14 protein-coding genes and 1 riboswitch are annotated in these 22,150 nt (G+C 67.6%); of the genes, 12 read left to right on the forward strand and 2 right to left on the reverse strand.

The features are described 5' to 3' along the window. Positions 1 to 332 precede the first annotated feature (332 nt). The 6 genes from KO481_RS37420 (at position 333) to KO481_RS37445 (ending at position 8,674) form a co-directional block, all read left to right on the forward strand. Positions 333 to 1,973 carry a GMC family oxidoreductase gene (locus tag KO481_RS37420; protein ID WP_215923271.1) on the forward strand — a complete coding sequence of 547 codons (1,641 nt, stop codon included), beginning with the start codon at positions 333 to 335 and terminating at the stop codon, positions 1,971 to 1,973. A 7-nt stretch (positions 1,974 to 1,980) separates the two neighbouring features. Continuing rightward, the gene (locus KO481_RS37425; RefSeq protein WP_245402078.1) at positions 1,981 to 2,376 is read left to right on the forward strand and encodes a gluconate 2-dehydrogenase subunit 3 family protein; all 396 of its coding nucleotides are present in this window, start codon (positions 1,981 to 1,983) and stop codon (positions 2,374 to 2,376) included. Between the two features lie 69 nt (positions 2,377 to 2,445). Beyond that, positions 2,446 to 3,870, forward strand: a complete 1,425-nt coding sequence (locus tag KO481_RS37430) for a purine-cytosine permease family protein (RefSeq protein WP_308166932.1) — start codon at positions 2,446 to 2,448, stop codon at positions 3,868 to 3,870. 81 nt (positions 3,871 to 3,951) lie between these two features. Next, positions 3,952 to 5,454, forward strand: a complete 1,503-nt coding sequence (locus KO481_RS37435; protein WP_215923272.1) for an aldehyde dehydrogenase family protein — start codon at positions 3,952 to 3,954, stop codon at positions 5,452 to 5,454. A gap of 193 nt (positions 5,455 to 5,647) precedes the next feature. Further along, a complete protein-coding gene (locus KO481_RS44540; RefSeq protein ID WP_215923273.1) occupies positions 5,648 to 7,171 on the forward strand; it encodes a PucR family transcriptional regulator in 1,524 nt (507 codons plus the stop codon). 72 nt (positions 7,172 to 7,243) lie between these two features. Next, positions 7,244 to 8,674 (forward strand): RNA-guided endonuclease InsQ/TnpB family protein, encoded by a 1,431-nt coding sequence (locus KO481_RS37445; RefSeq protein ID WP_215923274.1) that lies wholly within the window; start codon positions 7,244 to 7,246, stop codon positions 8,672 to 8,674. A gap of 59 nt (positions 8,675 to 8,733) precedes the next feature. On the opposite strand, the gene lpdA is transcribed toward KO481_RS37445, so the two are convergent. Continuing rightward, positions 8,734 to 10,107, reverse strand: coding sequence for a dihydrolipoyl dehydrogenase (gene lpdA / locus KO481_RS37450; RefSeq protein WP_215923275.1), 1,374 nt, complete (start codon positions 10,105 to 10,107; stop codon positions 8,734 to 8,736). Positions 10,108 to 10,163: 56 nt separating this feature from the next. Next, complete coding sequence (gene lipA, locus KO481_RS37455) at positions 10,164 to 11,093, reverse strand: lipoyl synthase (RefSeq protein ID WP_215923276.1); 930 nt, start codon at positions 11,091 to 11,093, stop codon at positions 10,164 to 10,166. A 357-nt stretch (positions 11,094 to 11,450) separates the two neighbouring features. Continuing rightward, positions 11,451 to 11,558, forward strand: a riboswitch (glycine riboswitch). A gap of 124 nt (positions 11,559 to 11,682) precedes the next feature. Between lipA and gcvP the strand changes: the two genes are divergently transcribed. The 6 genes from gcvP to KO481_RS37485 all read left to right on the forward strand — a co-directional run bounded on the left by gcvP (position 11,683) and on the right by KO481_RS37485 (position 22,131). After that, positions 11,683 to 14,652, forward strand: coding sequence for an aminomethyl-transferring glycine dehydrogenase (gene gcvP / locus KO481_RS37460; RefSeq protein WP_215923277.1), 2,970 nt, complete (start codon positions 11,683 to 11,685; stop codon positions 14,650 to 14,652). Further along, the gene (gene gcvT, locus KO481_RS37465; RefSeq protein ID WP_215923278.1) at positions 14,649 to 15,776 is read left to right on the forward strand and encodes a glycine cleavage system aminomethyltransferase GcvT; all 1,128 of its coding nucleotides are present in this window, start codon (positions 14,649 to 14,651) and stop codon (positions 15,774 to 15,776) included. The genes gcvP and gcvT overlap by 4 nt, the downstream gene beginning before the upstream one ends. 66 nt (positions 15,777 to 15,842) lie before the next feature. After that, positions 15,843 to 16,247, forward strand: coding sequence for a glycine cleavage system protein GcvH (gcvH, locus tag KO481_RS37470; RefSeq protein ID WP_215923279.1), 405 nt, complete (start codon positions 15,843 to 15,845; stop codon positions 16,245 to 16,247). Then, positions 16,244 to 17,512, forward strand: coding sequence for a serine hydroxymethyltransferase (gene glyA, locus KO481_RS37475; protein ID WP_215923280.1), 1,269 nt, complete (start codon positions 16,244 to 16,246; stop codon positions 17,510 to 17,512). The genes gcvH and glyA overlap by 4 nt, the downstream gene beginning before the upstream one ends. 74 nt (positions 17,513 to 17,586) lie before the next feature. Next, positions 17,587 to 18,969 carry an L-serine ammonia-lyase gene (locus KO481_RS37480; RefSeq protein ID WP_215923281.1) on the forward strand — a complete coding sequence of 461 codons (1,383 nt, stop codon included), beginning with the start codon at positions 17,587 to 17,589 and terminating at the stop codon, positions 18,967 to 18,969. Between the two features lie 96 nt (positions 18,970 to 19,065). Continuing rightward, entirely contained in the window at positions 19,066 to 22,131 is a 3,066-nt protein-coding gene (locus KO481_RS37485) for a protein kinase domain-containing protein (protein ID WP_215923282.1), read from the forward strand. The last annotated feature ends 19 nt before the right edge of the window (positions 22,132 to 22,150 follow it).

The following is a 22,150-nucleotide window of genomic DNA, read 5'->3' on the forward strand; positions in this document are numbered from 1 at the left end:
CGCCATATCGACCAGTGTGTGCGGTGGGGTGAGGCGCCGGCGAGTAGTTTGCGTATCTCGTTGCGGGTCAGGGCGATCAGTCCGTCGATGGCGTGGTCGGGGTGGTCGGCGGCGACACGCCAAGCGGTGAGCAGTGCCAGTGCGAGCAGTCGCGGTAGGTGTGCCCTCCTTCTCGTTGTGCGGATGCACAAGACCGGTTCGCCAGTTTGTTGCGGATCGACGCTAGCGGCCGAAGTGTGACCCACGCATCATTGCTCGTGACACCCCGATCAGGGGAAGGACCCGTGGGCGCGACCGGCTTCGGCTGGGCCTGAGCTGAGGGAGCACAGCCGATGAATACACAGCACATCGACTACGACACCGCGGAAGGAGCCGACGTCCTCATCGTGGGCGCCGGAGCATCCGGCGGGGTGGCAGCACTCGAGTTGGCCAGCAAGGGCCTCAAGGTCGTGTGTCTGGAACAGGGAAACTGGAACTTGCCCGACGACTTCACCGGCGACAAGCCGTCGTGGGAGCTCACCCGTCTGAAGCAGTGGAACGCCAGCCCGAATGTGCGTCAGAACCCGGCCGACTATCCGGTCGACGCCACCGAGAGCCCGGTCGAACCGCTGATGTTCAACGGCGTCGGCGGCAGCACAATCATGTTCTCCGGGCACTGGGTTCGCGCGATGCCGTCGGACTTCCGGGTCAAGACGCTCGACGGCGTGGCCGAGGACTGGCCGTTCACCTATGAAGATCTGCGACCGTTCTATGACGAGGTAACCCACCATATCGGCGCGTCCGGGCTGGAGGGTGACCCCGCCTATCCGGATCCGCACACCTTTCCGCTGTCGCCGCTGCCGATCGGCAAGTACGGAGTGGTCGGGGCCAAGGGGATGGACAAGCTGGGCTGGCACTGGTGGCCGGCGCCGAATGCCATCGCGTCGCGCAACTTCAAGAACCGCCCGGCCTGTCTGCGCTACGGCGCGTGTGAGTCCGGATGCCCGACCGGAGCCAAGGCCAGCACCGACCTCACCCACTGGCGTGACGCGATCGCACTGGGTGCGGTGCTGATCACCGGTGCCCGGGTCAGCCGGCTCACCGTGAACGACCGCGGCCTGGTCACCGGCGCCGAGTACATCGACCGCGACGGCAACCTGCAACACCAGTCGGCCCGGGTGACCGTGATGGCCGCGAACGGTGTCGGCACACCGCGCCTGCTGCTGAACTCGACCTCGTCGCTGTTCCCCAACGGCCTCGCCAACTCCTCCGGGCTGGTGGGCAAGCGCCTGATGACGCACCCGTACGCCTCGGTATACGGCGCCTACGACGAAGAGCTCGAAACCTGGCTCGGCCCGGCAGGACAGGCGCTGCAGTCGATGCAGTTCTACGAGACCGACACCGACCGCGGTTTCGTCCGAGGAGCGAAGTGGAACCTGATGCCGACCGGTGGCCCGCTCGCCCACACGCTGTGGGAGCGGGGCCACAACTGGCGTGAGGGTTTCGGATCCGCCTTCCACAGCCGCCTCCAGCACACATTCGGGCGCTACACCGAGTGGGGGATCACCACCGAAGACCTGCCCGATGAGCACAACGCGGTCGTACTCGACCCGGACGTCACGGACTCCGACGGGATCCCGGCCGCGAAAATCCGCTACACCATCGGTGAGAACTGTGAGCGAATGCTCAAATTCAACGTGGAGCGGGCGATCGAGGCGCATCAGGCCGCCGGGGCGGTCGAAGTCCACCCGATCCCAGTCGTACGCCACAGCGCCTGGCATCTGCTCGGGACGGCCGCCATGGGCACCGACCCCGCCACCTCCGTCGTCGATCAGTGGGGCCGGGCACACGACGTACCCAACTTGTTCATCATCGACGGCAGCGTCTTCGTCACCTCCACGGGCGTGAACCCGACCGCGACCATCATGGCGATTGCCCTGCGCTCGATGCGGCACCTCGCCGAAACCCGCCACAGCATCCAGACCGCGTTCTAAGGACAGCATGATGCTCGATTCCGACCAGCGCCGCACCTTCGCGCTTCTCGCCGACACCCTGATTCCCGCGTCCGGCTCCATGCCCTCGGCGAGCGCCGCCGGAGTACCCGACGCGCTGCTCGACCAGGTTCTCGGCTACCGGCCCGATATCGCGGAAGCATTCGCCGACGCCGTTGCGTCGTGTACCGGCAAGGACCCCGAAGCCGCTCTCGATGAGCTCGCTGCGCACAGGCCCGACCAGTTCGAGGCGCTGACGGTGCTGGCGGCGGGCGCGTACTTCCTCAGTCCCGCCGTGAAGGCCGCGATGCCCTATGCCGCGGCACCGCGTCCGGCCCGCGAGGACATGGATTCCTACGTGGATCTTCTCGCCGGCGTCGTCGAGCGCGGCTTCGTCATCCGCTGAGCAAGCCCGTCGCGGCCGAAACCACAGTCTCTCCAAAACTGCCCCCGGGGCGAGCGAAAGAAACAAGCAGTGAGTGTAAAAAACAGCAGGCGTGAGGAATCCGTCTCCACCATCGAATCGGCCACCATCCAACCGATTCCGGCCGACCAGCGCCACGGGCGCAATCGGGACATGTTCACGATCTGGTTCGGCACCAACATCATGATCCTGGCGATCGTTACCGGGGCGCTGTCGACGACCCTCTTCGGGCAGCCCGCGTGGTCGGCCGCGCTGGCGGTCATCGCGGGAAACCTCTTCGGTGCGATCTTCATGGCGCTGCACTCTGCTCAGGGGCCGCGGCTGGGTGTTCCGCAGATGGTGCAGACCAAGGGACAATTCGGTTCGCTGGGATCGATTCTCATCGTCGCAGTCGTCGTCGTCATGTACCTCGGGTTCTTCATCTCGATTCTCGTCTTCGGCGGGGAGTCGCTCGCCTCGGTCATACCCTTCCTGAGCGGTAAGGCCGGCATCGTGGTGCTCGCGGCGATCAGCCTCTGCGCGGCTATCTGGGGTTACGCCCTGATCCACGCCTACGCGCGCATCATGACGTGGGCGTCGGGGCTGGTTCTGCTGGCGGCGTTCGTCTGGGCGTTCATCGTCCACCCGGTGCCCGCTCACTTCTTCAGCACCGGCACCGCGACGCTGGCAGGCTTCCTGAGCACGTTCGGGGCGTGCGCGGTATGGCAGATCGCCTATGCCCCATACGTTTCCGACTATTCGCGCTACCTGCCAGCAAAGACGGGCTCGAAGCCAGCATTCTGGATGAGCTACTGGGGCACCAGCATCGGCTCGATCCTGCCGATGTTCCTCGGGGCAGGCGTCGGATTGCTGCTCCCCAACACCGACCCGGTTATCGCCCTGACCAAGGCCACCGCCGGGATCAGCGTCCTGGTGGTTGTGGTCTTCAGCATCGGAGTCGCCGCTACCAACGCGATGAACCTGTACTGCAGCACGCTGTGCACGATCACGATTGCGCAGACGATCGTGCCGCGCTTCAATCCACGCGGCCGCGAACGCGGTTTGATCGCCGTCGGGCTCTGCGCGCTGGCCGTGTGTGTCGCGCTCACCGCGGGCAGCGGCTTCGTCTCCATCTACAACAACTTCCTGGTCTTGCTGCTCGGTTCGCTGGTCCCGTGGACCGCGGTGAATCTGGTGGACTACTACCTGGTCCGGCATGGGGACTACGTCGTCGAGGACTTCTACAAGCGCGACGGCGGTCGCTACGGCCGGGTCAACTGGCCCGCGGTCAGCTGCTACCTCATCGGTGTCGCGGTACAGCTCCCGTTCATGATCATCGGGACCGCCTTCGTCGGGCCGTTCGCCAAGATGCTCGGCAACACAGATATCTCGTTCATCGTCGGATTGGCTGTCGTTTCACCGCTCTACTACGTCATAGCCAAAGCCTTTGCCCGCCGCAGCAATCGTTCGATGGAACCAGTCACGCAATCGGTATGAACCACCCCACCGCCGCGTGAGCGAAACGAAGAACCTATCTACAGGCGCCGGACCGGGCGCAGAAAGTACAGGCGAATGATCATGGCATCAACCGAAATCAGCCGATTCACGGTTCGGCGTCCCGCTCCGGATCAGGTCCCGGTCGCCGACCTGCCGCCCGTGGGCCACTTCATCGGCGGATCGTTTGTCCAGGGCTCGTCCACCGAGGTCATCGACGTCGTCGATCCGGCCACGGAGAAGGTCCTCGGATCCGTCCCGGCAGGAACCGTCCAGGATGTCGATTCGGCCGTGGCGGCGGCCGTCGAGGCGCAGAAGTCGTGGGGCGCCACCACGCCGAGGGAACGATCCGAGGTGCTCTCCCGGATCGCGGACATCGTAGAGGCCAACCGTGAAGTACTCGCAGTGCTCGAGTCCGCGAATACCGGCAAGCCCCGCAGCGTCGCCGACGACGATATCTCCAATACCGTCGACACGTTCCGGTTCATGGCGGGGGCGGGGCGGACGCTGACTTCCCTGGCCGCTGGAGACTACGCGCAGGGACACACCTCGGTCATTCTCCGCGAACCGGTCGGAGTGGTCGGGGTGATTACGCCCTGGAACTATCCGCTGCTGATGGCCGCGTGGAAGATCGCCCCCATTCTTGCCGCCGGAAACAGCGTGGTGCTCAAGCCCTCCGAACAGACGCCGCTGTCGACACTGAAGCTGGCCGAACTCGTCGCCGGACAGATCCCCGACGGGATCGTCAATATCGTGTCCGGCCGCGGCCGGACAGTGGGACAGCGCCTGGCCGAACACCCCGACATCGCACTTGTCGCGGTGACGGGAAGTGTTCTCAGCGGCCAGGCGGTCGCGGAAACTGCCTCACGGTCGGTCAAACGCGTTCACCTCGAACTCGGTGGCAAAGCACCCGTCGTCGTCTTCGCCGACGCCGACCTCGGTGCGGCCGCGACCGGAGTGCGTAACGCCGGATTCTGGAATGGGGGCCAGGACTGCGGCGCGGCCTGCCGGGTGCTGGTGCACGAATCGGTGGCGGAAAAGTTCACCGAACTCCTGGTTGAGGAAGTCGGCCGCCTGGTGGTCGGCGCGCCGGCCGCCGGGGACGACGTCGAAATCGGTCCCGTGGTTTCCCGCCCGCACTTCGAGCGCGTCCGGGATGCGCTGGCCGAGGCAACCGCGGCCGGCTTGCATGCGGCCGTCGGCGGCGGGGTCCTGGACGGCCCCGGCTACTTCATCGAACCGACGGTGTTCAGCGGGGTGCCGGCCGGGGCGCCGATCACCCAGCACGAAATCTTCGGCCCCGTCGTGACGGTCGAATCGTTCAGCACCACCGACGAGGCGGTTGCGAGGGCCAACGAGACACCGTACGGACTCGCGGCGTCGGTCTGGACCCAGGACGCGGGTCTGTCCCTCGACGTGCCCAAGCGGCTCGACTTCGGCACCGTCTGGGTCAACTCGCACCTGGTGTTCGCAAACGAGGCGCCGTGGGGTGGGTTCAAGGGATCGGGCTACGGGCGCGACCTCTCACTCTATGCGCTCGATGACTTCTCCCGGACCAAGCACGTCATGATCAACCACGGTGCATGAGCCCCGGCGACGAGCACCGGAACTGGAAGTGAACTCGGCCATGCCGTGCCGATGAGACGGAGCTGAGGCTCCAGTCCACCAGAAGGGTGGAGCGGTGTACTGCCGGACACCGCTCCACCCTTTCGGGCGGGGGCGGCCCGATGTTCTATTCGATCGCACAAACGGCCTGAGCACCGGGGCCTAAGATGCGATCGTGGCAATCACCATCGGCGAGCTCACGGAGATCCCGCACCTCCGACTAGAAGTGCACTCCGGAGCGGCTGGTCTCGGACGTGAAGTCGCGTGGACACACGTCACCGATCTCCCCGAACCCTGGCGCTGGGTGACCGGCGGCGAGTTCCTGATGACCAACGGTATGTCGTTTCCGAAATCAGCGAAAGCGCAGGCCGACCTGGTGCGACAGCTCGCCGCGAAGGGTGTGGCCGGCCTCGGCATCGGCGAGAACATGTACTGCCCGCCGCTCACCAGGGCAGTGTCGAGGATCAGTGACGAACTGGGGTTTCCGCTGCTGTGGATCCGGTATCCGCTGCCCTTCGTCGCCATCTCGCGGGCCGTCGCGGAGGCCACCCTTCTCGACCAGTCGCAGCGGCTCAGTCGCACGGTCCGGATGTATGACCTGATCCGCCGCCACACCGCGCACGGCGCCGACCCAGCCGCCGTCCTGTCCGCGCTGGCGCGTGAGCTGGGATGTGAGATCCAGGTATGCGAACGCGCGACCGGCGAGCCATGGTTCCCGGACACGCCGCCGCTGGATCCGACCGTCAGCGACGCCATCGCGGCATTGTCGGACTCGTCGAAGAACGTGGCCGGTGGAGCGTACGGCCTGCCGTCCATCGGTGACCGCGCGGCCATGCTCACCGATATCCCACGGCACGCGGATGCCGCATTGGTCGCGCTCAGCGACCCGAAGGTCGGCGTCGACCCGATCCAACTCCAGCACGCGGCCACCGTCGTATCGATCGAGCTCTCCCAGACCCGGCTCATGCTCGAACACGAGCGGCGTTACAAGTCGGGATTGCTCACTCAGATGCTCGAAGGGCGGATGGACATTCCCGCTGCCGCCGATCAGCTCGCCGAACTCGGCCTGGATCCGGCGTCCGCGGTGCTCGTCGCCGCCCGCAGCGACGACCCGAATCGCATGCTGGACCTGCACAATTCGTTGTGGCGGCGGTCGCTGCCCAATCTGTGCCGGCTCCGCATGGATACAGCCCACGTTCTGGTACCCGATGACACCGACACCGACGCCGTGCTGATCCGGGCGCTCGGCCCGACCGCTCGGATCGGAGTAAGCGGGAGAATCGGTTCGCTCAGCAGGTTCGAGGATGCGGCCCGGGAGGCTTCCTGGGCGTTGTCGATCGCGGAACGCCAGGGGACCGTCGTGTCTCGGTACGGCAGCGCCGTACCCTGGATCGGCCTGTCCGACGTGGCCGAGGCGCAGACCCTGGTCGACCGCATCCTGCGGCCGGTCCTGGACTACGACGAGAAGCACCAGTCGCAACTCGTCGAAACCCTCGACATATTTCTGCAGAACCAGCGGTCGTGGCAACGGACTGCGCAGGCCATGCACATCCACCGGCAGACGGTGATGTACCGAATCCGGAAGGTGGAGGCGCTCACCGAGCGCGACGTGGCGGACACGAACGCGCTGGCAGAGCTATGGCTGGCTGTGCGGGCAGCCGAGCTGCTCTCCACCACTCAGCCACGCCGCGACAGCTAAAGCGTGTCGAACAACTGTGCCAGCGGTGAGCGGCGCATTGATGTCGGTGCGATATGCGAGACTGCGGCCACGATGAGCCGGCACACCACGTTCAAGTTCTGCCTCGACCCAACGGTCGAGCAGTTCGATGTGCTCGCGCGGCATGCGGGGGCGGCGCGGTTCTCGTTCAACCAGTGCCTGCGCGCGGTGAAAGCTTCCCTCACGCAACGCAAGACAGACCCCGACACCGTGGTGCCGTGGACCGGGTTCGATCTGATCAACACGTTCAACGCGTGGAAGAAGACCGAAGCTGCGGGACGCGTGTTCGCCGTCGATGCGGACGGTGTTGCGCAGGCCGTGGTGACTGGTCTCTCGTGGCGGCGTGAGGTGTGCCAGCAGGTGTTCGAGGAAGCCGCCGTCGACTGTGGTAAAGCCCTGGCCGCGTGGTCGGACTCGCGGTCCGGCAAACGACGCGGTCGCCGCGTGGGCTTCCCCAGGTTCAAGAAGAAGACCTGCGCCGTGCCGTCGTTCCGGCTACGCAACAAACACCCGAAACACGGCAAACCCGCGATCCGGATTGGTGACGGCGACCGGCCTCGGTCTGTGACGCTGCCCGGTATCGGTGCAGTTGCCGTGCACGACGACACCCGCCGTTTGCGGCGCATGCTGGCCAAGAACCGTGCGAAGATCCTGTTCGCCACCATCACTCACCGCGCCGGCCGCTGGTGGATCAGCCTCAACGCCGAAGCGGCCGACCTACACCCAGCCCAACACCACCGATCGAGCGGACCCGGCGAGCACGGCGATTGGGTTGGTGTCGATCGCGGCCTGTCGGCGTTCCTGGTCGCAGCCATCGGCGACGGGCGTGAAGTCGCCCGCGTCGGCGAGGCCCCGAAAGCGCTGGCCACCGGGATGCGCAAACAACGGCGTCTCGCGAAGTCGTTGTCCCGCAAACAGAAAGGATCCACCAACCGCACCCAAGCCGCCGCGCGACTGAGGCGGCATCACCATCATGTTGCTAATGCGCGCTGCCACTTCCTACACCAGGTGTCGAACGGGCTGGTCAAGACTCACGACCGGCTCGTCATCGAGGACCTGAACGTGGCCGGGATGCTACGCAACCACTACCTGGCCCGAGCGATCTCCGACGCAGGCTGGGCCGAGTTCGCGCGGCAGCTGCGCTACAAACAGGCGTGGCGCGGTGGTGAACTCGCGGTCGCCGACCGCTGGTTCCCATCCAGCAAGCTCTGCTCGGCATGCGGAGCGGTCGACGACCAACTCACCCTCGCCGACCGCGTCTACATGTGCGGCTGCGGGCTGCACATCGACCGTGACCTCAACGCTGCGGTCAACCTCGCCCGCTGGGCAACCGCACACAACGACCAACACCGAACCCCGGACCCCCAAGCAGGAGGCCGGGCCACCAACGCTCGCCGACAGGAACGCTCTGACCCTCACCCCCGTGACGGTGAAACGGACCTGAACGACGCGGGAACCAACGCTCACGCCGCCCCTGCGGCATGAACTGACGACGCCCGAGAAGGGCGGTGCCGACCAGCCCACCGAGGTTTGTTCGACACGCTTTACCCGTGTGCGTGCAGGGGCTTGCCGGAGACGGCCAGCAACGCCTCGCCCAGTGCCTCGCCCTGCGTGGGATGGGCATGCACGAACTTCGCGGCCTCGCCCGCATCGGCCTTCAGGTTGTAGAGCATCTGTGCCTCGCCGATCAGCTCGCCGACCCGATCGCCGGCCACGTGCACGCCGATCACCGAATCATCCGGCGCCACAATGAGTTTGACTGCTCCCGAGGTCTTGAGGATCTGGCTCCTACCGTTGCCCGCGAGGTCGTAGGTCACGGTCTTGATCTCCTCGCCGAACGCCTCCCGTGCCGCGGCCTCGGTCAGGCCGACCGACGCCACCTCGGGGTGTGAGTAGGTCACGCGGGGGATGCCGGTCTCGTCGATCGGGTCGGGGTTCAGTCCCGCGATCTCCTCGGCGACGAAGATGCCCTGCTGGAATCCGCGGTGGGCCAACTGGAGTCCGGGCACGATGTCGCCGACCGCGTACACGTTCGGCAGTGCGGTGCGCAGTCGCTCGTCGGTGGTGACGAAGCCGCGGTCGAGCACGATGCCCGCCTCCTCGTAGCCCATCGACGCGGTATTCGGACCTCGGCCCACCGCGACCAGCACGACGTCGGCATCGAGGACGTCGCCGGACGCGAGGGTGACGCGCACGCCGTCGTCGTCGTGTGCCACCTCGGTCACCCGGGCGCCCGTCTTGGCGGTGATCTTGCGCCGCCGGAAGGCCCGTTCGAGGTACTTCGAGAGCGCCTCGTCCTCGTTCGGGACCAGCCGCGGCAGCGCCTCGACGATCGTCACCGAGGCGCCGAATGATGCCCAGACACTGGCGAACTCGACACCGATGACGCCACCGCCGAGGATCACCGCCTTGGCGGGGATCTCGGTCAGGGTCAGGGCCTGGTCGCTGGTGATCACCCGGCCGCCGATGCTGATCCCGGGCAGCGACTTGGGGTACGACCCGGTCGCGAGGATCACGTCGGTGCCGGTGATCAACTCGCCGTCGACCTCGACGCCATCGGGTGCGACGAACCGGCCGCGGCCGTTGACCACGTCGATGCCGTATGAACTGATCAGGCCCTGCAGGCCCTTGTGCAACCGGGTGACGATGGTGTCCTTGTAGCTGAGCACCTTCTCCGCGTCGATGCCTCCGAACGACGCATCGACGCCGAATTGCGAAGCCGTGCGGGCGTTGTCGGCCACCTCGGCGGCATGCAGCAGCGCCTTGGTGGGAATGCACCCGCGGTGCAGGCAGGTGCCACCGAGCTCGTTCTCCTCGACGAGGATGACCGAGCGGCCGAGTTCGGCCGAGCGGATGGCGGCGGCGTACCCGCCGGAACCGCCGCCGAGAACGACCACGTCTGCGGATCGTGAGGTCATGTGAATACTCCTGGTGTGGAACGTGAAAGCTGTGTGGATGAAGGCATTTCGCGGGTCTACCGGGAGGCGGCCATCGCCTCGGCATGCAGGCGGCCCGCACGGTAGGAGGACCGGACCAGTGGACCCGACAGGACGCCGAGGAATCCGATCTCGCGGGCAACCTGCCCCAGGCGCGCGAACTCCTCGGGCTCGGCCCACCGCTCGACGGGATGGTGCCGGGACGACGGCCGCAGGTACTGGGTGATCGTGATCAGCTGGCAGCCCGCGTCGTGCAGGTCGCGCAGTGCCTGGATCACCTCGTCGGTGGTTTCGCCCAGCCCGAGGATGAGGTTCGACTTCGTGATCAGACCGTCCGCCCCGGCCCGGGTGATCACCTCGAGCGACCGCTCATAGGTGAAGGCGGGCCGGATCCGGCGAAACACGCGTGGAACGGTCTCGACGTTGTGCGCCAGCACATCCGGACGGGTGTTGAAGACCTCACGCAGTTGTCCGGGATCCGCGTTGAAGTCCGGAATCAACAGTTCTACGCCGGTGCCCGGGCTCTGCCGGCGAATCTGGCGCACCGTTTCGGCATACAGCCAGGAGCCGCCGTCCGGTAGATCGTCGCGGGCGACGCCGGTCACCGTGGCGTACCGCAGGCCCATCGCGCTCACCGACTCGGCGACCCGTCGCGGCTCGTCGAGGTCGAGGGCGGCGGGTTTGCCCGTGTCGATCTGGCAGAAGTCGCAGCGCCGCGTGCACTGGTCTCCGCCGATCAGGAAGGTCGCCTCGCGGTCCTCCCAGCACTCGAAGATGTTGGGGCACCCCGCCTCCTGGCAGACGGTGTGCAGGTTCTCGCGTTCGACGAGAGCGGCGAGCGCTCGGTACTCGGGCCCGGTGCGCATCCGCACCTTCATCCACGGCGGCTTGCGTTCGACCGGAGTCTGGGCGTTGCGAACCTCGAGCCGAAGCAGTCGACGCCCGTCCGGGGCGAGGGGGGTGCTCATGGGAACTCCTTCGATAGCCGGAGCCTGTGCGATCTCGCTGGCAGGATCCGGCTGCTGTGCGGCGACGCGAAGTCGCCGGTGATGTGAGACCCGCACGATCATGGCCGGGCAACGCTCGCAGGACGCGGTGTCGGCAGGGGAGAGGAAGCAGTCCCTCGATACCGTTGCGGGACTTGGTATCGGGACGCCGAATGCTCGATGTGTGCGGTCACAGTGAGCGAGTTCCAGAGCGAGGATGCCAAACGCTGCCGTATTTTGGCAAGGGTGATCGGCGGTCGAGTGGCCGGCGAGAAGTTGGTGGCAGACAAACCCCGGGGGAGTGTGTACAGTTCTGCCCGTCACAACTGAAGACGCCGATGACGCGCAGCGGGAGAACCTCCGAGTTTCATGTTTCTGAACTCCGAGGCGCCGTAGGAGCAACTTCCTCCCCGGGAATCTCTCAGGCCCCAGTACCGCAGCGCAGAGGCAACTCTGGAGAGCAGGAACGGCCGCAGGCCGGTACTTACCGAAGGTGAAGAGCAACGCCGTAGCCGCGGCAACGCCCAATCTCTCAGGTTTCAGGACAGAGCGGGGAGGTGTCCCTTAGTCGATGTCCGGTGCGGTCCGGACACAGCGAAACCGGAGTCACCTCGTGTCGGTTGAAACCCGCATTGCCCCCCATGGTGGGCCCTCTACCAGCGACTTTCCCTCGCGTCATATCGGTCCCGACGCGTCCGCGGCACAGCACATGCTCGAGGCACTCGGCTACGAGACGCTCGATGAGCTCATCGACGCCGCGGTGCCGGACCAGATCCGCAGCGAGCAGGCCATGGACCTGCCGGCGGCCCGGAGCGAGCCGCAGGTCCTCGCCGACCTGCGCGCCCTCGCCGACCGCAATCAGACCCGTGTCCAGATGATCGGTCTCGGCTACCACGACACCGTCACACCTGCGGTTTTGCGGCGAAACATGCTCGAATCACCGGCCTGGTACACCGCCTATACGCCCTACCAGCCGGAGATCTCCCAGGGTCGGCTCGAGGCGTTGCTGACCTTCCAGACGTTGATCGAGGATCTCACCGCGCTCCCCCTGGCCGGGGCCTCCCTGCTGGACGAGGCCACCGCCGTGATGGAGGCCGTGCTGCTCATGCGGCGGGCGAACAAGTCCAAGTCAGCCACGAACCGGGTGATCGTCGACGCGGACTGCCTGCCGCAGACCCTCGCGGTCGTCCGGGGGCGCGCCAAGTCGGTCGGCATCGAGGTGCTGGTCGCGGATCTCTCCAGTGAATTGCCCAACGCCGACGCATTCGGTGTGGTGTTCCAGGCGCCGGGAGCGAGCGGCGCCGTGCGCGACCTGGCGCCGCTGATCGCGGCCGCGGGCGAGCGCGGCGCGCTGACCACGGTGGCCGCCGACCTGCTCTCGTTGACGATCGTGACGCCGCCCGGCGAACAGGGCTGCGACATCGCGGTCGGATCCGCACAGCGCTTCGGCGTGCCGCTGTTCTTCGGCGGCCCGCACGCCGGCTACATGGCTGTACGCACCGGGCTCGAGCGCATGCTCCCGGGCCGCCTGGTCGGGGTCTCCGTCGACGTCGACGGACAGCCCGCCTACCGGCTCGCGCTGCAGACTCGCGAGCAGCACATCCGTCGGGACAAGGCGACCAGCAACATCTGCACGGCGCAGGCACTGCTCGCCAACGTGGCCGCCATGTACGCGGCCTACCACGGTCCGGAGGGGTTGCGCGCCATCGCAACCCGCGTTCACCGCCATGCCGTGACGATTGCAGAGAGCCTGCGGGCGGCCGGCCACCAGATCATGCACGACCACTTCTTCGACACCGTGCGGGTCCGGGTGCCCGGTCAGGCACGGGAGTTCGTCGCCAACGCCGATCGCTTCGGCATCAACCTGCGCCTGGTGGACGACCACCACGTCGGCATCTCCTGCGACGAGTGCACCACCGACGACATCGTGCGCCGCGTCGTGGCCGCCTTCGGCGCGACAGTGACGGCAACGCCGGCCGCGGTCTCCGGGCTGCCGGCCGAGCTCGGCCGCACCTCGAAGTTCTTGCAGCACCCGGTGTTCCACGAGCACCGTTCGGAAACCGCGATGCTGCGGTTCCTCCGGAAGCTCTCGGACAAGGATCTCGCGCTGGACCGCACCATGATCCCGCTGGGGTCGTGCACGATGAAGCTGAACTCCGCTGTGGAGATGGAGCCCATCAGCTGGCCCGGATTCGCCGGCATCCACCCCTACGCGCCCGCCGAGCAGACCGGTGGGTACCTGGAGCTGATCGGCGACCTCGAGCGGTGGCTCGGGAAGATCACCGGATATGATCGAGTCTCGTTGCAGCCCAACGCCGGATCGCAGGGTGAGCTGGCCGGGCTGCTAGCGATTCACGGATACCACGAGTCCCGCGGTGAGAGCGGCCGCGACATCTGTCTCATCCCGCAGTCCGCACACGGAACGAACGCCGCCTCGGCGGTCCTGGCCGGGATGCGGGTGGTCGTGGTGGCCACCGCGGCCAACGGCAACATCGACATCGACGATCTGCGCGCCAAGATTGCGGTCCACGAGGGCAAGGTCGCCGCGATCATGCTCACCTACCCCTCCACGCACGGCGTATACGAAAACGACGTGCGCACGGTCTGCGACCTGGTGCACGAGGCCGGCGGTCAGGTGTACGTCGACGGTGCGAACCTCAACGCGCTGGTCGGCCTGGCCCAGCCGGGCAAGTTCGGTGGCGACGTCTCACACCTGAACCTGCACAAGACCTTCTGCATCCCGCACGGCGGCGGCGGACCCGGTGTCGGACCGGTCGCGGTGCGCGAGCATCTCGCCCCGTTCCTGCCCGGAAACCCACTCGGAGGTGGCGACGGGGGAGCCCCGGTCTCGGCCGCGAACTACGGCTCGGCCGGCATCCTGCCGATCACCTGGGCGTACCTCGCGCTGATGGGCCCGGACGGCCTGACCGGCGCCACCGAGACCGCGGTGCTGGCGGCCAACTACGTCGCGAAGTCGCTCGACGCGCACTTCCCGGTGCTCTACACCGGACCGTCTGGTCTGGTGGCGCACGAGTGCATCCTCGACCTGCGCGCCATCACCAAGGAGACGGGAGTGACCGCCGAGGACGTGGCAAAGCGACTGATCGACTACGGATTCCACGCGCCGACCCTGTCCTTCCCGGTGACCGGCACCCTGATGGTCGAACCGACGGAGTCCGAGGACCTGGCCGAGCTGGACCGGTTCATCCAGGCGATGGTCGCGATCCGGCAGGAGATCGACCTGGTCGGCACCGGGGTGTGGCCGCTCGAGCGCAGCCCGCTGCGGCAGGCGCCGCACACCGCGGAACAGGTCACCGCCGACGAGTGGACGCTGCCCTACCCCCGCCACCTGGCCGGCTTCCCCGTTGCCTCCCTGCGCGCCGCGAAGTACTGGCCGCCGGTACGCCGGATCGACGGGGTACACGGGGACCGCAACCTCGTCTGCTCCTGCCCGGCGCCCACGGCATTCGAAACCCCGACCAGCCACACCTACACCGACACCGCGGCGAACGCCGACACCCGCGAGGAGGCTTTCGCATGACTACCGTTTCGTCCGTCTCGGCCTCTCCCGCATCTCCGCTGCTCGAAGAGCACGCCGCCCTCGAGACGAGCTTCACCGACTTCGCCGGCTGGCAGATGCCACTCAAGTACGGCAGCGAGCTCACCGAGCACCGGGCGGTGCGCAGCACTGCCGGGCTCTTCGACCTCTCGCATATGGGCGAGATCGCGATCACCGGCCCCGCCGCCGGTGCCCTGCTCGACCACGCGCTTGTCGGCGAACTCTCCAAGATCGGCATCGGACGGGCCAAGTACTCGCTGGTGTGCAACACCGACGGCGGAGTGATCGACGACCTGGTCGTCTACCGGCTCGCCGAGGAGCGCTTCCTGGTCGTGGCCAACGCGTCCAACGCGCCGACCGTGGCACGTGAACTCGTCTTGCGCGCCGAGGGTTTCGATGCCGAGGTCGACGACCAGTCGGCGCGGACCGCGCTGATCGCCGTGCAGGGTCCGGCCGCCCAGGACATCGTGCAGGCACTGGTGCCGGACGAGCAGGTCGCAGTCGTGACGGAGCTGAAGTACTACGCGGTCACCCCCGCGTCGGTCGCCGGTATCGATGTGCTGCTCGCCCGCACCGGGTACACCGGCGAGGACGGCTTCGAGCTGTATGTGCCCAACGCGCAGGCGGTGGGCCTGTGGCGGGCACTGCTCGACGCGACCGCGGACCGTGGCGGTGTGCCGGCCGGTCTCGCCTGCCGCGACACCCTGCGGCTCGAGGCGGGTATGGCGCTGTACGGTCACGAGCTGACCCTGGACACCAACCCCTATGAGGCCGGCCTCGGCAAGGTGGTCCGGCTGGGCAAGAAGTTCGTGGGACGCGATGCGCTGCAGGAACTCTCGCAGCGGCCCATCGAGCGGGTGCTGGTAGGACTAAGAGGCACCGGTCGGCGAGCGGCCCGCGCCCACTACACCGTGTACGACGCGGCGGGCCAGACGGCAGTCGGTGTCGTCACCTCCGGTGCGCTCTCGCCGACGCTCGGCTACCCGATCGCGTTCGCCTTCGTGGACGCGGCTGCGCAGGAGTCCGGGACGGAGCTGACCGTGGACGTCCGGGGCAAGAAGGAACCCTTCGTGGTCACTCCCTTGCCCTTCTATCGCCGCTCCTGAAGCCGGAGCGCTCGAACACTATCGATCTACCCAGTCACCAACGAGAGCCCTCGAGAAGGTACAAGCATGTCCTCATCCGATCTGCCCGACGACCGCGGCTACACCGCCGAACACGAGTGGGTGGCCATCACACCGGGAGCCGAGCTCCCCGACCACCCCGTCCGGGTCGGCATCACCTCGATCGCCGTCGACTCGCTCGGCGAGCTGGTCTTCGTGGAGCTGCCCGAGGTCGGCGCCACCATAGTCGCAGGCGAGAGCTGCGGGGAGGTCGAGTCCACCAAGACCGTCTCCGAGCTGTACCCGCCGGTCAGCGGCCGGGTGACCCTGGTCAACAGCGCCGTCGTCGACGACCCGGGTCTGGTCACCTCCGACCCCTACGGGGAGGGCTGGCTGTTCGCCGTGCAGCCCTCCGCCGCCGGTGACCTGTTGACCGCCGCCCAGTACGCGGAGAAGAACGGAGTCACGGCATGAGTGTCCTGAACCAGACCCTCGCGGATTTCGATCCCGACGTCGCCGCGCTCATCGGTAAGGAACTCGAGCGTCAGCGCACCGGGCTCGAGATGATCGCCTCCGAGAACCACGCCCCGATCGCCGTCATGCAGGCGCAGGGTTCGGTGCTGACCAACAAATACGCCGAGGGCTACCCGGGGCGCCGGTACTACGGCGGGTGCGAGCACGTCGACGAGATCGAGCAACTCGCCATCGACCGGATCAAGGGGCTCTTCGGCGCGCAGTTCGCCAACGTGCAGCCGCACTCCGGAGCCACGGCGAACGCGTCGGTGATGCACGCGCTGATCAAGCCGGGCGACACCATCCTCGGCCTGTCCCTCGCCGACGGCGGACACCTCACGCACGGCATGCGGCTGAACTTCTCCGGGAAGCTGTACCACGTTGCGGCGTACGGGGTCTCGGAGAGCGACTACCTCATCGACATGGACGACGTGGCCAGGGCGGCACGCGAGCACAGGCCGCAGCTGATCATCGCCGGCTGGTCGGCCTACCCCCGGCACCTGGACTTCGCCCGCTTCCGCGAGATCGCGGACGAGGTCGGCGCCTACCTGATGGTGGACATGGCCCACTTCGCCGGGCTCGTCGCGGCCGGGCTGCACCCGTCACCGGTCCCGCACGCGCACGTGGTCACCTCGACGACACACAAGACACTCGGCGGACCGCGCGGCGGCATCATCCTGACCAACGAGGCCGACATCGCGAAGAAGATCAACTCGGCGGTGTTCCCCGGCCAGCAGGGCGGGCCGCTCGAGCACGTCATCGCGGGCAAGGCGACCGCATTCAAGATGGCCGCCCAGCCCGAGTTCGCCGAGCGGCAGCAGCGTTGCCTCGACGGCGCCAAGATCCTGGCGGAGCGGTTGAGCCGACCGGACGTGAAGGGCGCAGGCATCTCCGTGCTGACCGGCGGGACCGACGTGCACCTGGTCCTGGTCGACCTGCGGGACGCAAAGATCGACGGCCAGCAGGCGGAGGATCGCCTCGACGCGATCGGAATCACGGTCAATCGCAACGCGGTGCCGTTCGATCCGCGTCCGCCGATGGTGACCTCCGGGCTGCGGATCGGCACCCCTGCCCTGGCTGCCAGGGGTTTCGCCGCCGGGGACTTCGAGAAGGTCGCCGACCTCATCGCCCGGGCGTTGATCGCGGCGCCGGAGGCGGACGTGTCGGCGCTGGCGACCGACGTGCGCACGCTCGCCGACAAGTACCCCCTCTACCCGGAGCTGTAGAGCATGGCTGCGCTGCCCTTACCTTCGCTCCTCGCTGCGGTACTCGCTGCGAAGATCCGGAAGGACCTCGGCTCATGACCATCAGCGTGTTCGACCTCTTCACGGTCGGCATCGGTCCGTCCAGTTCACACACCGTCGGCCCGATGCGGGCGGGCGAGAGGTTCGCCGCGGCCCTCGCTTCCCTCGGTGTGCTCGATGCCGTCGCCGGTGTCCGCGTCGACCTCTACGGATCGCTCGCGGCCACCGGCGCCGGCCACGGCACCTTCTCCGCGATCCTGCTCGGGCTGGAGGGGTACCGGCCGGAGACCATCGAGACGCAGGAGAAGGACAGCCGCCTTGCGACATTGCGGGAGACCCGCCGGATCATGCTGGGTGGCGTCCGGGAGATCGATCTCGCCGAAGACGAGATCGTGCTGCATCCGTTGACCGTTCGAGACTTTCATCCGAACGCGATGACCGTCACCGCGACCGGCGACGGCGGGCAGGAACTGCTGCGGGAGACCTACTACTCCATCGGCGGCGGCTTCGTGGTCACCGAGTTCGAGACGGTCGCGCAGGCGCAGGCGGACCAGCCGGCGCTCTCGTTCGGTTCCGCGAAGGAGTTGCTGGAGATCACCGAGCACCGCGGGATCTCGATCGGTGACGTGATGCTCGAGTATGAACGTGCGGCCCGGCCCGAGTGCGAGGTCCGCAGCCGGTTGCTGCACATCAGGGACGTGCTGGTGGGGTGCTTCGAGCTGGGTATTTCGCGGGTGGGTTACCTGCCGGGTGGATTGCGCGTCCGGCGCCGGGCCCGCGACTGGTACGAACGTCTACGTCGCGAGGATCCCGACCGGGACCCCGCCTTTGCCGAGGACTGGGTGAATCTGGTGGCCCTGGCGGTCAACGAGGAGAACGCCTCCGGGGGACGGATCGTCACCGCTCCCACCAACGGTGCGGCCGGGATCATTCCGGCGGTGCTGTACTACGCCACCAACTACACGCCCATGGGCAAGTCCGATCCGGACGGCACGGCCATTCGCTTCCTGCTGGCGGCGGGTGCGGTCGGGTCGCTCTACAAGGAACGCGCCTCGATTTCCGGCGCCGAGGTCGGGTGCCAGGGCGAGGTCGGGTCCGCCGCCTCGATGGCGGCGGCGGGGCTCGCGGAGATCCTCGGCGGTACGCCGGCGCAGGTGGAGAATGCCGCGGAAATCGCCATGGAGCACAGCCTGGGCCTGACGTGCGACCCGATCGGCGGGCTCGTCCAGATCCCGTGCATCGAACGGAACGCGATCTCGGCGGGCAAGGCCATCAATGCCGCCCGGATGGCATTGCGCGGGGACGGAACTCATCGTGTCAGCCTCGATCAGGTGATCGAGACGATGCGCGCGACCGGGCTGGACATGAGTTCGAAGTACAAGGAGACGTCCATGGGCGGGCTCGCCGTCAACGTCTCGGTCAACGTCGTCGAATGCTGATGGAGGGCAACAGGCGAGCAAACGAACGGTCTGGCCCGCGGGTAGTCTGGAAAACGCTCTGCAGGCAGTGACACAGGTGTTCGAGGAGAGCGTGCTGTGGCCGATCCGGACCCACTGGCGACCCAGGCGTACCCCGGCGGATTCGATCCGATCGAGGCAGTTGCAGCTGAACTGAGCGCGGCCGGATTCGAGGATTCACACGAGGTCGGCCGCGGCGGCTTCGGCGTCGTGCTTCGGTGCCGGCAGGGTGCCCTCGGCCGGACGGTCGCGGTCAAGGTGCTCTCGTCGTCCCTCGACCGCGAGAATCAGGAACGCTTCCTACGCGAGGAATACGCGATGGGCACGCTCTCGGGGCATCCGAACATCGTCTCGATCTACGAGGTGGGGGTCATCGCCGGCGGCCGGCCCTTCATCGTGATGCCGTTCTGCGGTGCGGGCTCGCTGGAGGCGAGAATCCGGCGACAGGGGCCGCTGACCTGGTCGGAGGCCATGCATGTCGGCGTGAAGCTGGCCGGCGCCCTCGAGACGGCCCATGGTGCGGGGATTCTGCACCGGGACGTGAAGCCGGCGAACGTCCTGCTGACCGACTACGGCGAGCCACAGCTCACCGACTTCGGTATCGCCCGCACCACCGGTGGGTTCGAGACCACCGCCGGTACCGTGACCGGCACTCTGGCGTTCACCGCCCCCGAGGTGCTCGAGGGCGGGCCGCCGAGCGTCGAGTCCGACGTCTACGCGCTCGGTGCCACACTGTTCTGCCTGGTCTCCGGTCATGCCGCCTTCGAACGACGCAAGGGGGAGCAGGCTGTCGCGCAGCTGCTGCGGATCGTCCGGGATCACATCCCCGATCTGCGCCAGCAGGGAGTGCCCGGGGTCGCGTGCGAGCTGATCGAAGCCGCGATGGCGCGCGATCCGGTCGAACGCCCGCACACCGCGGTGGAGTTCGGAAACCTCGTGCGCGAGGTCGAGCTGCGCAGCGGCCTGCCGATCGACGAGATGGCCCTGCCCGGCGTGACGGGATCGCGGGACACGTCCGCCCCGAGACCGGCGCGGGAGCGCTCCCCGTCGGGCTGGACCGCGCGACCTCCGCGCTTGCCGCTGCAGTTGACCAGCTTTGTCGGACGGCGGGCTGAGCTTGCCGATGTCGGCGCACTGTTGACGACGGCGCGTCTGGTCACGCTCACCGGCCCGGGCGGGGTGGGCAAGACCCGGCTCGCGATGGAGGCGGCGGCGGCGTCGCCGTTGCACGCGAACACCTGGCTCGTCGAGTTGGGAACCGTGCTCGAACCGGAACTGCTCATCGACAAGATCGCCGACGACCTGCGACTCGCCGACGAACGGACCGGCGCGCGCAGCCCGATCCGGGCCCTGGTCGACCGAATCTCGGACGCGTGGGGCGATCGCGACGCCCTGATCGTGTTGGACAGCTGCGAGCATCTGGTCGACTCGTGCGGCCCGCTGGTCGAGGAGTTGCTGCAGTCGATCGGCGGATTGCGCGTGCTGGTGACCAGTCAGCGGGTGCTGGGCGTCAATGGTGAACATGTCTATCCGGTCATGCCGCTCTCGCTGCCCGATCCGACCGCCGCCGGCACAGAGGAGGGGGCCGAATCCGAGGCGATCGCCCTGTTCGCCGCGCGCGCGCGGGCAGCCGATCCGGATTTCGCGCTGACCGACGACAACCGGGTCGCGGTGGCCCGGCTGTGTGAGCAACTCGACGGGATGCCGCTGGCCATCGAGTTGGCGGCCGCCCGGCTGCGCGCGTACGGACTGGACGAGATGCTGGCGATGCTCGCCGACCGGTTCCGGATGTTCGCCACCGCCGGCCGGCCTGCGGATCCGCGGCACGGCTCGCTGCAGGCGCTGGTGGAATGGAGCTACGACCTGCTCACCGCCCAGGAACGCGACGTGTGGGCCATGATGTCGGTATTCACGGGACGTTTCACCGCGGCGGCCGCGGCGGAAGTCTGCACAGGTCCCGGATACCAGGAGCGGGATGTCCGGTTGATTCTGGCGTCGCTGGTGGACAAGTCGATGTTGTTGTCCAGCACCGTCGGTGGTGTCCGTCGCTACCGGCTGCTGGTGACGCTGCGCGACTTCGGGCGCGAGCGCCTGGCCGAGACCGACCTGCGGCAGGCGTGCCTGCAACGATTCGTCGCCCGGTACCGGCGCCTGGCCGCGGAGTTCCGGCGGGGGTGGTTCGGACCCGGTCAGCAGGGGTTGTACAACATGGTCCACGACGAGCGGGAGAACTTCCGCGCGGCCCTTTCCTACAGCCGCAGCGACGGGCAGCTGTCCCTGGCGGGTATCGAGATAGTGACGTCGCTGCACTTCTATTGGCTGGCCAGCTGCAGCCTGTCGGAGGCGCGGCGCTGGTTGTCGGCGGCGCTCGAGTCCTCCTCGATGGGCGAGGCGAATCGATCACGGGCGCAGTGGAGTTCGTCGATCGTGGTGATGTTGCAGGGTGACCGGACGACGGCGCTCGATCGGGCCGCTCGGGCGCGCGAACTCGCGATCGCACGCGGCGATCACGGCGACCAGGGGTACGCCGCAGCCGCGCTGGGATTCGCCGCGACCTGTGGTGGCGAACTCGAGCTCGCCCGGGTGCACTACCGGGAGGCGGTGCAGTGCCAACGCGACTGCGGCGACGCCGAGGGGCTCGCGGTCGCCATCACCGGGCTGCTCATCAGTCTGCCGCCGCGCGGCGACACCCACGGTGTACGGCTCCGCCGTGAGGCGGAGGCGTTGTGCACGGCGGCCGGCGAGAAGTGGACCCTCGCATACCTCACCTTCGTGCGTGGATACGATGCCTTCCACGCGGGGGACCTCTCGGGTGCCCTCGACCTGCAACGCGAGTGTCTGCGGCTCGTCAAGGGATTCGGCGATCGGATCCTGTGCGCCTGGGTGTTGGAGGTGATGTCCTGGATTGCGGTCCAGCGCGGCGACGCCGAACTGGCCGCGCGGATGCAGGGGGCCGCGGCCGCCAGTTGGGCGTCGGGGGAGACGTCGATGCTCGGCTACGGCGGTATGGGCGACGGGCACGACAAGGCCAGCGCTCGTATCCGCGCCGAACTGGGGGAGTCGTCGTTCGATCGGCTGCTGCGCCGGGGCGGTCGGACGTCCCTGCGGGAGAGCATTTCCATTGCTCTCGGAGAGCGGGACTGAGGTTCCGTCCGCCCCGGTC

The sequence above is a fragment of the Nocardia albiluteola genome, from assembly GCF_018860155.1.
Taxonomy (GTDB): Bacteria; Actinomycetota; Actinomycetes; order Mycobacteriales; family Mycobacteriaceae; genus Nocardia; species Nocardia albiluteola.